The sequence below is a fragment of the Streptomyces sp. NPDC055099 genome (assembly GCF_053607685.1).
In genome coordinates, this window is record NZ_JBSGUA010000010.1 from 99,432 (window position 1) to 112,475 (window position 13,044).

The 13,044-nt window shown below is 70.0% G+C and carries 10 protein-coding genes; 5 read left to right on the forward strand and 5 right to left on the reverse strand.

Going from position 1 to position 13,044, the window contains the following annotated elements:
• Positions 1-99: 99 nt before the first annotated feature.
• From araD to ACWFRU_RS24330, 3 genes are read right to left on the reverse strand one after another with little or no spacing between them, the layout of a single operon-like run.
• Positions 100-1,815 (reverse strand): L-arabinonate dehydratase, encoded by a 1,716-nt coding sequence (gene araD / locus ACWFRU_RS24320; protein ID WP_453690180.1) that lies wholly within the window; start codon positions 1,813-1,815, stop codon positions 100-102.
• A complete protein-coding gene (locus ACWFRU_RS24325; protein WP_453690182.1) occupies positions 1,812-2,738 on the reverse strand; it encodes a dihydrodipicolinate synthase family protein in 927 nt (308 codons plus the stop codon). The genes araD and ACWFRU_RS24325 overlap by 4 nt, the downstream gene beginning before the upstream one ends.
• Complete coding sequence (locus ACWFRU_RS24330; RefSeq protein ID WP_363308351.1) at positions 2,735-3,379, reverse strand: GntR family transcriptional regulator; 645 nt, start codon at positions 3,377-3,379, stop codon at positions 2,735-2,737. The genes ACWFRU_RS24325 and ACWFRU_RS24330 overlap by 4 nt, the downstream gene beginning before the upstream one ends.
• A 300-nt stretch (positions 3,380-3,679) precedes the next feature.
• Between ACWFRU_RS24330 and ACWFRU_RS24335 the strand changes: the two genes are divergently transcribed.
• From ACWFRU_RS24335 to ACWFRU_RS24355, 5 genes are all read left to right on the forward strand, one after another.
• Positions 3,680-4,981, forward strand: a complete 1,302-nt coding sequence (locus ACWFRU_RS24335) for an ABC transporter substrate-binding protein (RefSeq protein ID WP_453690184.1) — start codon at positions 3,680-3,682, stop codon at positions 4,979-4,981.
• Complete coding sequence (locus tag ACWFRU_RS24340) at positions 4,981-5,982, forward strand: carbohydrate ABC transporter permease (RefSeq protein ID WP_453690470.1); 1,002 nt, start codon at positions 4,981-4,983, stop codon at positions 5,980-5,982. The genes ACWFRU_RS24335 and ACWFRU_RS24340 overlap by 1 nt, the downstream gene beginning before the upstream one ends.
• Complete coding sequence (locus ACWFRU_RS24345; protein ID WP_453690186.1) at positions 5,979-6,881, forward strand: carbohydrate ABC transporter permease; 903 nt, start codon at positions 5,979-5,981, stop codon at positions 6,879-6,881. The genes ACWFRU_RS24340 and ACWFRU_RS24345 overlap by 4 nt, the downstream gene beginning before the upstream one ends.
• 39 nt (positions 6,882-6,920) lie before the next feature.
• Positions 6,921-7,472, forward strand: coding sequence for a hypothetical protein (locus ACWFRU_RS24350; RefSeq protein ID WP_453690188.1), 552 nt, complete (start codon positions 6,921-6,923; stop codon positions 7,470-7,472).
• Positions 7,473-7,572: 100 nt separating this feature from the next.
• On the forward strand, positions 7,573-10,299 hold the full coding sequence (locus tag ACWFRU_RS24355; RefSeq protein WP_453690190.1) for an exo-rhamnogalacturonan lyase family protein: 2,727 nt from the start codon (positions 7,573-7,575) through the stop codon (positions 10,297-10,299).
• On the opposite strand, the gene ACWFRU_RS24360 is transcribed toward ACWFRU_RS24355, so the two are convergent.
• Together ACWFRU_RS24360 and ACWFRU_RS24365 are read right to left on the reverse strand one after the other, a co-directional pair.
• On the reverse strand, positions 10,296-11,009 hold the full coding sequence (locus tag ACWFRU_RS24360; protein ID WP_453690192.1) for a glycoside hydrolase family 12 protein: 714 nt from the start codon (positions 11,007-11,009) through the stop codon (positions 10,296-10,298). The genes ACWFRU_RS24355 and ACWFRU_RS24360 overlap by 4 nt on opposite strands.
• Before the next feature lie 56 nt (positions 11,010-11,065).
• Entirely contained in the window at positions 11,066-13,042 is a 1,977-nt protein-coding gene (locus tag ACWFRU_RS24365; protein ID WP_453690194.1) for a beta-galactosidase, read from the reverse strand.
• Positions 13,043-13,044 lie beyond the last annotated feature (2 nt).

A 13,044-nucleotide genomic window follows, 5' to 3' on the forward strand; every position in this document is an offset into this window, starting at 1 on the left:
GAGATCTCGTGCAAAGGGGGTAGTGCGTGAGAGGTCGTGCGAGGGAGCTGTGGAGCTGGAACTGGAGCTGGTGCTGGAGCTGTGGAGCTGCTGTGGGGCTCAGCCCACGTACGGGTCGGGCACGTCGCCGTCCCGGGCCAGGAACGCGAAGTCGCAACCGGTGTCGGCCTGGGTGATCTGCTCGTCGTAGAGCGCGCCGTAGCCGCGTCCGAAGCGGGCGGGCGGCGGCGTCCACGCGGCCCGCCGCCGCGCCAGCTCCTCGTCGGACACGTCGAGGCTGAGGGAGCGCGCCTCGACGTCCAGGGTGATCTGATCGCCCGTGCGGACCAGGGCGAGCGGCCCGCCCACGTGCGACTCGGGGGCGACGTGCAGCACACACGCGCCGTACGACGTGCCGCTCATCCGCGCGTCGGAGATGCGCACCATGTCGCGCACCCCCTGCTTGAGCAGGTGGTCGGGGATCGGCAGCATGCCGTACTCGGGCATCCCGGGGCCGCCCCTGGGGCCCGAACCCCGCAGCACGAGGACGTGGTCGGCGGTGATGCCGAGCTCCGGGTCGTTGATGGTGCGCTGCATCTGCCGGTAGTCGTCGAAGACGACGGCCGGGCCGGTGTGGCGCAGCAGGTGCGGCTCGGCGGCGATGTGCTTGATGACGGCGCCGTCCGGGCAGAGGTTGCCGCGCAGGACCGCCACGCCGCCCTCGTCGGCCAGGGGCTTCGTGCGGGGCCGGATGACCTCGGGGTTGTGCACGACGGCGCCCGCGAGCTGTTCGCACAGGCTGTCATGGGCGACGGTGGGCCGGTCCAGGTGCAGCACGTCGGTCAACTGGGCCAGAAAGGCCGGGAGTCCGCCCGCGAAGTGGAAGTCCTCCATGAGGTACTGCCCGCCGGGGCGCAGGTTGGCGAGCACCGGCACGGTCCGCGCGATCCGGTCGAAGTCGTCGAGCGTGAGCCGTACGCCGCTGCGGCCCGCCATGGCGATCAGGTGGATCACCGCGTTGGTGGAGCCGCCGAGCGCGAGCACGGTGGCGACCGCGTCCTCGTAGGCGTCGGCGGTGAGGAACCGCGACAACTTCAGGTCCTTGCGCACGAGTTCGACGATCCGCAGGCCGGACGCGGCCGCCATCCGGTCGTGCCCGGAGTCCACCGCGGGGATGGAGGAGGCGCCGGGCATCGTCACGCCGAGGGCCTCGGCCGCCGCGGTCAGCGTGGAGGCGGTGCCCATGGTCATGCAGTGTCCGGGGGAGCGGGCAAGGCCGTTCTCCAGCTCGGCGAGTTCGCAGTCGCCGATGAGGCCGGCGCGCTTGTCGTCCCAGTACTTCCACATGTCGGTGCCGGAACCGAGCACCTCGTTGCGCCAGTGGCCGGGGAGCATGGGTCCCGCGGGCACGAAGACGGTCGGCAGGTCGACGCTCGCGGCGCCCATGAGCAGGGCGGGCGTCGTCTTGTCGCAACCGCCCATCAGCACGGCGCCGTCCACGGGATAGGACCGCAGCAGCTCCTCCGTCTCCATGGCGAGGAGATTCCGGTAGAGCATCGGCGTCGGCTTCTGGAAGGTCTCCGAGAGCGTGGAGACGGGGAACTCCAGGGGGAAGCCGCCCGCCTGCCACACCCCGCGCTTGACCGCCTGGGCGCGGTCGCGCAGGTGGACGTGGCAGGGGTTGATGTCGGACCAGGTGTTGAGGACCGCGATGACGGGCTTGCCCAGATGCTCCTCGGGCAGATACCCGAGCTGCCGGGTGCGCGCCCGGTGGCTGAAGGACCGCAGGCCGTCCGTGCCGTACCACTGGTGGCTGCGCAGCTCGTCGGGCCTCATGCCGACCACGCCTTCACCAGGACCGCTATCTCGTCGCGCCGCTCATCGGGCAGCACCCGGCTCGGCGGGCGCACCTCGCGGCGGCACAGGCCGAGGGCTGCCAGGGCTTCCTTGACGACCGTGACGTTGTCCGCGGACTGGTCGGCGGCGCGCAGTTCCTCGAAGCGGCGGATCTTCTCCCAGACGTCCATGGCCGCCGGATAGTCGCCGGCCCGCAGGGCCCGCAGCATGCTCAGCGACACCTCGGGTGCGACGTTGACCAGACCCGAGGTGAAGCCGGTGGCGCCGACGGCCCAGTAGGCGGGCGCGTACAACTCGGCGAGCCCCGCCACCCACACGAACCGTTCGAGCCCCGCGTCCCGGGCGAACGCGGCGAAGGCGGCGGCGTCCGGGGTCGCGTACTTCGCTCCGATCACGTTGGGGCACAACTCCGCTAGGTCCGCGAGGCGTTGGCCGGCCAGGCGCGGGTTGCGGATGTAGGGGACGACGCCCAGCTCGGGCACGGCGTCGGCGACGGCACGGTGGTAGTCGACCCAGCCGTCCTGCGACACGTAGGGATGCACCGGCTGATGGACCATCACCATGTGCGCGCCGACGTCCCGCGCATGCCGGGCCGCGGCGATCGCGGTCGGCAGATCATGGCCGACGCCGACGAGCACGAAGGCGTCCCCGTCCCCGACCTCCTCCATGGTCAACTCGGTCACCAGGCGCCGCTCTTCGGGGTCGAGCGCATAGAACTCGCCGGTGTTCCCGTTCGGGGTGAGGGTGCGCACGCCCCCGTCGGTGAGCCGCCTGACCAGGGTGCGATAGGTGTCCCGCTCCACCGATCCGTCCTCGGCGAACGGCGTCACCGGGATCGCCACCACGTCGGCGAGCGCCGCACGCAGGTCAGCGAAGCGGGAGTCGAGGATCGGGCCGGTCATGAAAGCTCACCTTCCGGGAACGCCCGCCGCACGAACGAGGCGATGTGGTCGTGGAGTCCGCGTGCCGCCGCGTCGGCCTCACCCGCGAGCGCGAGCCGCAGGATCTCCCGGTGCTCGGCCGCCTCCCGCTCCCAGGAGGGCAGCGTCGCCCAGGCGACGGCGGAGACCAGGGCCGCCTGGTCGCGTACCTCGTCGAGCATCCGGGAGAGCAGCGGGTTGCCGCACGGGACGTAGAGAGCGCGGTGGAACTCCCGGTTGGCCAGAGAGCGTTCGGCCGCGTCCACGGCCGAGTCCGCACGTTCCAGTGCGTCGCGCGCCTCCTCCAGGAGGGCGCCGCTGCGGACGGTGCGCCGCAGGGCCTCCGGTTCGAGCAGCAGGCGTACGTCGTATACCTCCTGCGCCATCGCCGCGTCCACCGTGCGCACGGTGGCGCCCTTGTACTGACTCATGACGACGAGGCCGGTCCCGGCGAGCGTCTTCAGCGCTTCCCGTACGGGCGTCTTGGAGACGGCGAACTGGGCGGCGAGCTCGGTCTCGACGAGGGGCTGGCCGGGCGCCAACTGCCCGGTGAGGATGCGGTGCTTGACCGCCTCGAGCACGTACTGCGTGCGCGAGGGGATGGGGTGGGGCGCAAAGTTCATCGATGCTCTCAGTCGTCGTGCGGCCGTCGTGAGGACATCGCTCACGGCCGTCGTGCAGTCATCGCGTATCGCGTCTCATATATGACGTACGAAGTACGACGCGATGAAGCTAGGGCGCCGACCGGCCCGCGTCAACGTTTCGCGCAAGAAAACTCGTTCGAAATATCGGAGTTGGAGGTCGCCGGCCCGAAGCGCTTCAACTGTTCCTGCACGAACCGTTGACGTACTCATCGCGGCTCCCTACCTTGACCCGGCAAGCGCTTTCCTAAAACGATTCAATCGCGTAGCGGAGGACGAACTGTGCCGACGAATGCGGAAGTTGACAGGCGCGGCCTGTTGAAGCTGGCCGGTGGCTCCTTGGCGGCCCTCGGGCTGACCGCGACGGGCTGCGGCGGCGGAAGCGGAGCCGGGGACGGGACCGTCACCATCCGGTACGCGTGGTGGGGCTCCGACGACCGCGCCAAGCGGATCAACCGCACCATCGAGCTCTTCGAGAAGAAGCACCCGAAGATCAAGGTGAAGACGGACTTCCAGCCCTACCTCGACTTCTGGAAGAAGTTCAACACCCAGGCGTCCGGCGGGAATCCGCCCGACGTCTTCCAGAACGCGATCGGCTTCGTGCGCAAGTACGACCAGCGCAACGTGCTGCTCGACCTGAACGCGCAGGCCAAGGCGGGCAACCTGCGCCTGGACGGCTTCCGGGCGGGCCTGGAGAAGTTCGGCGAGGTCGACGGCAAGCTGCTCGGCGTCCCCGTCGGCAGCAACTCCATGGCCCTGGTGATCGACAAGCCGGTCTTCGAGAAGGCCGGGGTCACCCCCGAGATGGGCTGGACCTGGGACGACTTCCACGAGGCGATGGAGAAGATCCGCAAGCAGGGCAGGGCGGGCGACAGCGGACTCTACGGCGTCATGTACCTCTACGACCCCTACCTGCGCCAGCAGGGCAAGGCCTTCTTCACCGAGAAGGGCCTGGGCTTCGACGAGGCCGACCTCAAGGAGTGGTGGACCAAGGGGTACGCCGGGGTGCAGTCGGGCATCTACGCCGACCCGAAGAAGGTCGCCCAGATCAAGCCCAAGTCGGCCGTGGCCGCCGAGATCGCCGCGTCCGAGTTCACCTGGGACAACTTCACCGTCCGCTACAGCGCCGAGGGCAAGAGCGAGTACGGCCTGGCCCCGCTGCCGACCACCGACGGCAAGAAGACGGGGCAGTACCTCGGCTCGCTGATGCTCAGCGGCTCCAAGCGCACCCAACACCCCAAGGAAGTCGCGCAGTTCATCGACTTCATGGTGCACGACCCCGAGGTCGCCAAGATCATGGGATACGACCGCGGGGTGCCGACCACGACCGCGCAGTACGAGGCGTACAAGCCCGCCGAGGAGAAGGACAAGGTGATCGCCTCGGTCAACAAGGAGATCGCCGCCTACGAGGAGCAGTTGGTCGACTCCGGTGTCCTGGAGACCATCACGCCGCACCCCGCCGGCGCGGACGTCTGCGAGGCGGCGTTCCTGCGCATCGCGGAGGAACTGGCCCTGGGGGAACGGTCGGTGGATGAAGCGGTGAAGCAGTTCTTCACCGAGTGCAAGACCGCGCTCGGCTCCTGATGGGCGGCACGATGGCGTCCCTCCAGGCCTCGGTGGCCGCACCCGCCCCCGAGAAGCCCTCGCCGCCGGGCAGTCGACGCCTCCCCGAGGCCGCCCGGCGGCGACGGCGGGGCGAGAACATCGCCGGGTTCCTCTTCATGTCGCCGTGGCTCGCGGGATTCCTGCTGCTCACGGCAGGGCCCATGGTCGCCTCGCTCTACTTCGCGTTCACCGACTACAACCTGTTCGACGCCCCGAAATGGATCGGCGTCGACAACTTCACCGAGATGTTCGGCGACCCGCGCTGGCGCAAATCGGTGGAGGTGACCCTCTGGTACGTCGTCGTCGGCACCCCGCTGAAACTGGCGGCCGCCCTCGGCGTGGCGCTGCTGCTCAACCAGAAGCGGCGCGGACAGGTCTTCTATCGGGCCGCGTTCTACGCGCCGTCCCTGATCGGGGCCAGTGTCTCGATCGCCGTCGTCTGGAAGGCGATCTTCTCCGACGACGCCATCGTCGACCGCACGCAGCGGGCGATCTTCGGCATGGACGTCGGCGGCTGGACCGGTGACCCGCAGTGGATCATCTACAGCCTGGTGGCGCTGACCGTCTGGCAGTTCGGCGCGCCGATGGTCATCTTCCTGGCCGGTCTGAAGCAGGTGCCGCGCGAGCTGTACGAGGCGGCGGAGGTGGACGGCGCGGGCACCTGGCGGCGGTTCTGGAACATCACGCTGCCGATGATCTCCCCGGTCCTGTTCTTCAACGTCCTCCTGGAGACCATCCACTCCTTCCAGATCTTCGCCTCGGCGTACATCGTCGGCGGCGGGGCGGGCGGCAACGCCTGCGGTCCGGCGGACGGTTCGCTCGTCTACACCTGCTATCTCTACGTCCAGGGCTTCGAGAACAGCCGGATGGGCCTCGCGTCGGCCATGGCCTGGATGCTGCTGCTCGCGGTGGCGCTGGTGACGGCGGTCCTGTTCTGGTCCCAGAAGCGCTGGGTGCACTACGAGGAGGGCGCCCGATGACCGCGTCGCACACACAGCCCGCACCGCACACACCGCCCGCACCGCACGCGCGGTCCGGCCGTCGACGGCGTTCGGCAGGTTCGCTCGCCTGGCACATCGGGTCCCTGGCGGTCCTCGCCGTGGTCCTCTACCCGGTGATCTGGGCGCTCGGCGGTTCGTTCAAGCCGAACGACGAGATCGTCGGCAGCCTCGACCTGTTCCCGACCGACCCCATCGTCGCGAACTACGCCGGTCTGGCCGACGGGATCGCCGACATCCCCATCTCCACCTTCTTCTCCAACTCCCTGTTCCTGGCGCTCGGTTCGGTGGTGGGAGTGCTGGTCTCCTGCTCCCTGGCGGCGTACGCCTTCGCGCGGATCAAGTTCGCGGGCCGCAACCTGCTCTTCGCCCTGATGATCGGCACCCTGCTCCTCCCGTACCACGTGCTCCTGATCCCGCAGTACGTGCTGTTCCAGAAGATGGGGCTGATCAACACCTATACGCCGCTCCTGCTCGGCAAGTATCTGGCGGTCGACGCCTTCTTCGTCTTCCTGATGGTGCAGTTCATGCGCAACCTGCCCAAGGAGCTGGACGAGGCGGCGCGGCTCGACGGCTGCGGGCACCTGCGCATCTACTGGTCGATCGTGCTGCCGCTGTGCAGGCCCGCGCTCATCACCAGCGCGATCTTCACCTTCATCAACTCCTGGAACGACTTCATGGGGCCGCTGATCTATCTCAACGACCCCTCGAAGTACACCGTCTCGCTCGGCCTGAAGATGTTCGTCGACCAGGAGGGCCTGGCCAACTACGGCGGCATGATCGCCCTGTCCCTCGTCGCGCTGCTGCCCGTCCTCGCGTTCTTCCTGGCCTTCCAGCGCTATCTGATCGACGGCATGGCCACGTCGGGTCTGAAGGGCTGAGGCCGCGTGAGCGGGACATCCATCAGAAGGTCCGTCTTCATGGACCGCTTCGGCGCCTTCGCCGAGTGCCTGCTCACCGGGGTGTGGATCGCGCTCGCGTCCCTGCCCCTGGTCACGCTCCCCGCCGCCTTCGCGGCGGGCGCCCGCCACTTGAACCGGCATCTGGCCCACGAGACCTCCGGATGGCGGGAGTTCACCGCGGATCTGCGTGCGGCGGCCCGGCGCGGCTGGCTGGTGGGCCTCGCCGGCTGGGCGGCGCTCGCCCTGCTCCTCGCCGACATCGCGTTCGTACGGGCGGGACTTCCCGGTGGTGCGTTCGTCGGCGCGGTCGGGGTCGTCGCCCTGTTCGTCCTGGTCGTCGCGGGGCTGCGGGCTGCCGCGAACTGGGCCCCCGGGGCGTCGTGGCGCGCGCTCCTGACCGCGGCGGTGCGCCGCACGCTGCGCGATCCCGCCGCTTCGCTGGTGATCGTGTGCGGATTCGCGGTGGTCGTGGCGTCCGCGTGGTTCGCCCTGCCGCTGGCGGCACCCGCCCTGGGGATGGTCGCGGCGGCTGCCCTGGCCGTCGAGCGGCGTGGCGCGGCGGCGGTCTGACGCGCGCGTTTCGCACCTGACTCCGGCCGCACACGTCGTCGTCTGCCACGACTCCCTGTCTGTCATGTCCATGTAAATCATGCACAGAGAAAGGACCACCATGTCTCCGATCCCCCGCAGGTCCCTGCTCAAGGCCGCCGCCGTGGCAGGTGCCGCCGCGCAGTTCAGCTGGGTCCTCGGCCGCGGCGACGCCGAGGCGGCTCCCCGTGCGGCGGCGGACGAAGGGCCCGTCGGCGTCGGCTGGCTGGAGAAGGGCGGGCTCGGTGCCGCGCCGGGCTCCACCTTCGGCGTCCCGTGGCCCAAGGGCGCCCACCCCGCCGGGCAGGAGTTCGCCCTCGCCACCGCCGAGGGCAAGGACGTCCCCGTACAGACCTGGACCACCGCCCGCTGGCCCGACGGATCGGTGAAGTGGACGGCGCACGCGGTGGGCCCGGCGGCGCGCGGCACCGACAAGTTCACCCTCAAGGCCGGGACACCCGCCGCCCCCGCCAAGGCGGTCAAGGTCACCGAGACCCGCCGGGCGATCACCGTCGACACCGGCGTCATCAAGGCCGTCATCGCCAAGGACGGCGAGCGGCTCGTCGAGTCCGTCACCCGCGACGGCGTGAAGATCACCACGGACGGGCGGCTCGTCCTCCTGCGGCAGGGCGACCTGGACGACGGTGACCGCGGCAACGCCAAGTGGGACCGCTTCGACGGCGAGATCAGCGGGGCCAAGGCCGAGCAGGACGGTCCCGTGCGCGCCGTGGTCCGCATCGACGGCAAGCACCGCAAGGGCGGCCGGAGCTGGCTGCCCTTCAGTGTGCGGCTCTACTTCTACGCGGGCGCCGACTCCTTCCGCATGGTGCACACCATCACCTACGACGGTGACGCGGAGAAGGACTTCATCCGCGGCCTGGGCGTCCGCTTCAGCGTGCCGATGCGCGACGCGGCGTACGACCGGCACATCCGCATCGCGGGCGAGGGCAAGGGGTTCCTGACCGAGGCGGTCAAGGGCATCACGGGCCTGCGCCGCGACCCGGGCGCCGCGATCCGCACCGCCCAGGTCAAGGGCGAGAAACTGCCGGACCCGGCGACCTGGGACCAGCGGGTCACCACCCGCCTGCAGTACATCCCCACCTGGGGCGACTACACCCTCTCCCAGCTCTCCGCCGACGGGTTCACCCTGCGCAAGCGGACCAAGCCGGGGCACACCTGGGTCACGGCCGGAGGCGGCGGCCGGGCGAGCGGATTCGGGTACGTCGGCGGGGTCGGCGGCGGATTCTCCTTCGGTCTGCGCGACTTCTGGGAGAAGCACCCCGCCCAGCTCGACATCCGGGGCGCCGCCGGCGACGAGGCCGAGGTCACCCTCTGGCTCTGGTCGCCCGAGGCGCAGCCGATGGACCTGCGCACGTACCACGACGGGCTGGGCCAGGACACCTACCCGGAGCAGATCGAGGGCCTCAACATCACCTACGAGGACTACGAACCCGGCTTCGGCACCCCGTACGGCATCGCCCGCACCAGCGAGCTGATGTTCTGGGCGAACGCGGCCACCCCCTCGGCGGCCACCCTCGTCGACCAGGCCGCCGCCGTCCGCACCCCGCCCCAGCTGGCCGCCGCCCCCGAGCACATGACGAAGACGGGCGTCTTCGGCGGTCTCTTCTCACCGGTCGACCGCTCCACGCCCGCGAAGGCGACGATCGAGGACCACCTCGACTTCCTCTTCACGTACTACAAGGACCAGGCCGAACAGCGCCGCTGGTACGGCTTCTGGGACTACGGCGACATCATGCACACCTACGACGAGGACCGGCACCAGTGGCGGTACGACGTCGGGGGCTACGCCTGGGACAACTCCGAGCTTTCGCCAGACCTCTGGCTCTGGTACGCCTACCTGCGCTCGGGCCGCGCCGACATCTTCCGCTTCGCCGAGGTCATGACCCGGCACACCGGCGAGGTCGACTCCTATCACCTCGGCAAGTGGGCGGGCCTCGGCACCCGGCACGGCGTGCAGCACTTCGCGGACAGCGCCAAGCAGCAGCGGATCTCCACCGCCGTCTACCGCCGCCCCTACTACTTCCTCACCGCCGACGAACGGGTCGGCGACCTGATGCACGCCCTGGTCGACTCCGACGAGACGTTCCTCGTCCTCGACCCCCTGCGCAAGATCCGCACCGAGCCCTACGAACCCGACCGCAACGCCCTGTCCATCGGCTTCGGCACCGACTGGAGCGGTCTCGCCGCGGCCTGGCTCACCGAATGGGAACGCGGCGGCCCCAAGGCGGCCAAGGCCGAGGCGCGCCTGCGCTCCACCATGGAGACCATCGCGGCCCAGCCCAACGGTTTCGTCCAGGGCAGCGGGCTCTACGACCTGGACACCGGGAAGTTCGCGGTGGCCGCCGAGCCCGCCGTGAACGTCTCGCACCTGTCGGCGATGTTCGGCCTGGTCGAGATGTGCGCCGAACTCATCGACCTCGTCGACCAGCCGAAGTTCAAGGAGGCCTGGCTGGACTATTGCCGCTACTTCAACGCCACCAAGGCCGAGCAGAAGGAGCGCTACGGCAAGGACTTCGGCAGCCTGCTGCTCTTCCAGGGGCACTCCCGCCAGGACGCGTACGCCGCCGCCCAGTTGAAGGACGAGAAGCTCGCGGCGCGCGCCTGGCGGAAGTTCCACGACAGCGACGGCTACACGAAGGCGATGAGCTGGGCCAGGACGGACCTGGAGGGCCCGGCGGCCCTGGAGCCCGGTTACGAGAACATGCGGATCAACACCAACGAGACCGCGCTGTTCGGGCTCGCCGCCATCCAGAACCTCGCCCTGGTCGGCGACGAGCTGCCCGATTAACCGCCCGAGACCGTCAGGGAGTTGGTGGTGAAGTCCAGGCCGCCGGCCGAGCCGCTGATCTCGTAGCCGAACTGCACGTCGCCGATGGTCTCGTTGCCCATCCAGCCCTTGGTGTTCTTGATCCACTTGAGGATCGGGAGGATGTCGACGGTCCCGGACGAGGAGTCGGAGGTGCGCAGGAAGGAGAACACCTCGTTGGCGCCGTTGCTGCCCTTGTAGACCGCCCAGGTGTGACCGCCCAGGCTCACCGTGCCCTGGGCGGTGCCGAGGGGGCCGACGTTCCCGTTGTAGTTGACCCAGAGCATGATCTCGTAGTCGTAGTCGGTGTCCCAGATGTCGTACGAGGAGTTGTAGTCGCCCGCCGACGGGACCTTGACGTCGTACGAGCTCTTCAGTGAGGACAGCGAGTCGACGGGCTTGCCGATGACCTTCTTGGAGTTGGGGTAGGACTTGATGCCGCTGGTGTTGGGGTGGTCGGCGCGCACGCTCCACTTCGTGCCCGAGTCCGCGGATATGCACTGGCTGCCCGCGCCCGAGCCCCAGATGTTGTTGTAGAGGGTGTAGCCGTTCAGGCTCGTGTTGCCCCACTGGTCGCAGGAGCTCCAGACGGCGGCCTGGGCGGGCGCGGAGGCGAGGCCGAGTACCGCGCCCGCCGCCAGGGCGGGGGCGAGCAGCAGGCGGGTGAGGGTGCGGCGGGGGTGTCGTGTCATGTGTCGTCTCCAGGGTGGGGGGAGCACCGCGGGTCCGGGGCGGAACCGCGGTCGTCTTATGCGGTGGGGCGCAGGACGGCCACACCGTGGCGGCCCAGGGTGATCGCACCCTCGGCCGCGCGGCCGGTCAGCAGATCGAGGTGCCGGCCGGGCAGGGGTACGGTCACCTGCTCGCGTCCGTGGTGCAGGAGGAACAGCAGGTCACCGCGGCGTACGGCCTCCACCGCGCGGGGGAGGCCCGCGAGCGGGGGCCGTACGCCTGCTTCGGCGGCCACGCGCGCGAGCAGGTCGCGCAGGGCCTCGGGCTCGGGGAGCGTGGACAGGTACCAGGCGCGGTCGCGGCGCAGCAGCGCGGGCAGCCCGTCGAGTTCGCCGCCCCGGTAGGCGGCGACCGTCTTCGCGCCGTCGTCGGCCTGCAGCTCCTCCGACCAGAGCGTGCCGGTGAACTCCCCGCAGTCCACGCTCTCCCCGGCCTCCAGCGGCCACCATTCGTGCACGGTGCGGATGCCGAACAGCGCGCGCAGCCGGGCGTCCATCCCGCCCGGCCGCACCCGGTCGTCCGCGTCGGCGACGCCGGTGAGGAAGCCGCAGACGAGGGTGCCGCCGTCGCGGACATACGTCAGGAGGTTGTCGATCGCGGCGTCGGTGAGGAGATAGAGGTGCGGCACGGCGACCAGGCGGTACGGGGTCAGATCGTGCTCGGGGTGGGCGAAGTCGACGGGGGTGTTCGCCTCCCACAGGGCGCGGTGCCAGGCGCCGAGCACCTGCGCGTGGTCGACCAGGGACGAGGGGCGTCCCTCCTGGCCGCTCGCCCACCAGGAGTCCCAGTCGTGCAGGACGGCGACCTCGGCGTTCACGCGGCTGCCCGCCACCTCGGGGCCCACCAGGGCCAGCTCGGCGCCCAGCTCCTTGACCTCCTGGAAGGTGCGGCCGTGCTCGCCCGCGTGGCTCAGCATCCCGGAGTGGAACTTCTCCGCGCCCTGCCGGGACTGGCGCCACTGGAAGTAGCAGACGGCGTCCGCGCCGCGCGCCACCGCCTGCCAGGACCAGAGGCGGTTCAGGCCGCGCGGCTTGGGATGGTTCACGCCGCGCCAGTTGACCGGACCCGCTGCCTGCTCCATGAGCATCCACGGACCGCCGCGCGCCTGGGAGCGCGTCATGTCCTGTACGAGTGCGCCTTGTTGGGCTCCGAGCGGGTCTCTGGGGTCCGGGTAGATGTCGACGGAGACGACGTCCTCCTGCGCGGCCCACATCCACGCGTCCTGCCCCGGCCACATCGGCATGAAATTGGTGGTGACCGGCAGGTGCGGGGTGTGCGCGGTGACGATGTCCCGCTCGGCGCGGAAGCATGCGAGGAGGGCGTCGGACGTGAAGCGTTTGAAGTCGAGCACCTGGGCGGGATTCTTCAGGTAGTGGGCGCGGCGGGGCGGCAGGATCTCCTCCCAGTCGGTGTAGCCCTGGCCCCAGAAGGCGCTTCCCCAGGCCGAGTTGAGCGCGTCGAGCGAGGGGTACTTCGCCCGGAGCCAGCGCCGGAACGCGGCCGCCGCCTCGTCGCCCCAGTCGTAGGTGCAGTACTCGTTGTTGATGTGCCACATCGTGAGCGCGGGGTGGTGCGCGTACCGGGTCGCCAGGTCCTCGGTGATCGCGGCGGCGCAGTCGCGGTAGACGGCGCTGGAGTGGGCGAAGTGCTGGCGCGATCCCCACCACTCCACCTGCCCGTTCTCGTCCCGTGGCAGCGTCTCGGGGTGCAGCCGGCCGAGCCAGGGCGGGGGAGCGGAGGTCGGCGTGGCGAGGACGACTCCGATGCCGTGCGCGTGGAGCAGGTCCATCAGTCGGTCCAGCCAGCCGAACTCCCGCGCTCCTGGACGTGGTTCGAGCCGCGCCCAGGAGAAGACCCCGACGGTGACGGAGTTGACCGAGGCCTCGCGCATCAGGCGTACGTCGTCGAACCAGACCTCCTCGGGCCACTGCTCGGGGTTGTAGTCGCCGCCGAACAGGATCCGGCCGCGGGTGGTGTCGTCGAGGGAAGGCATCG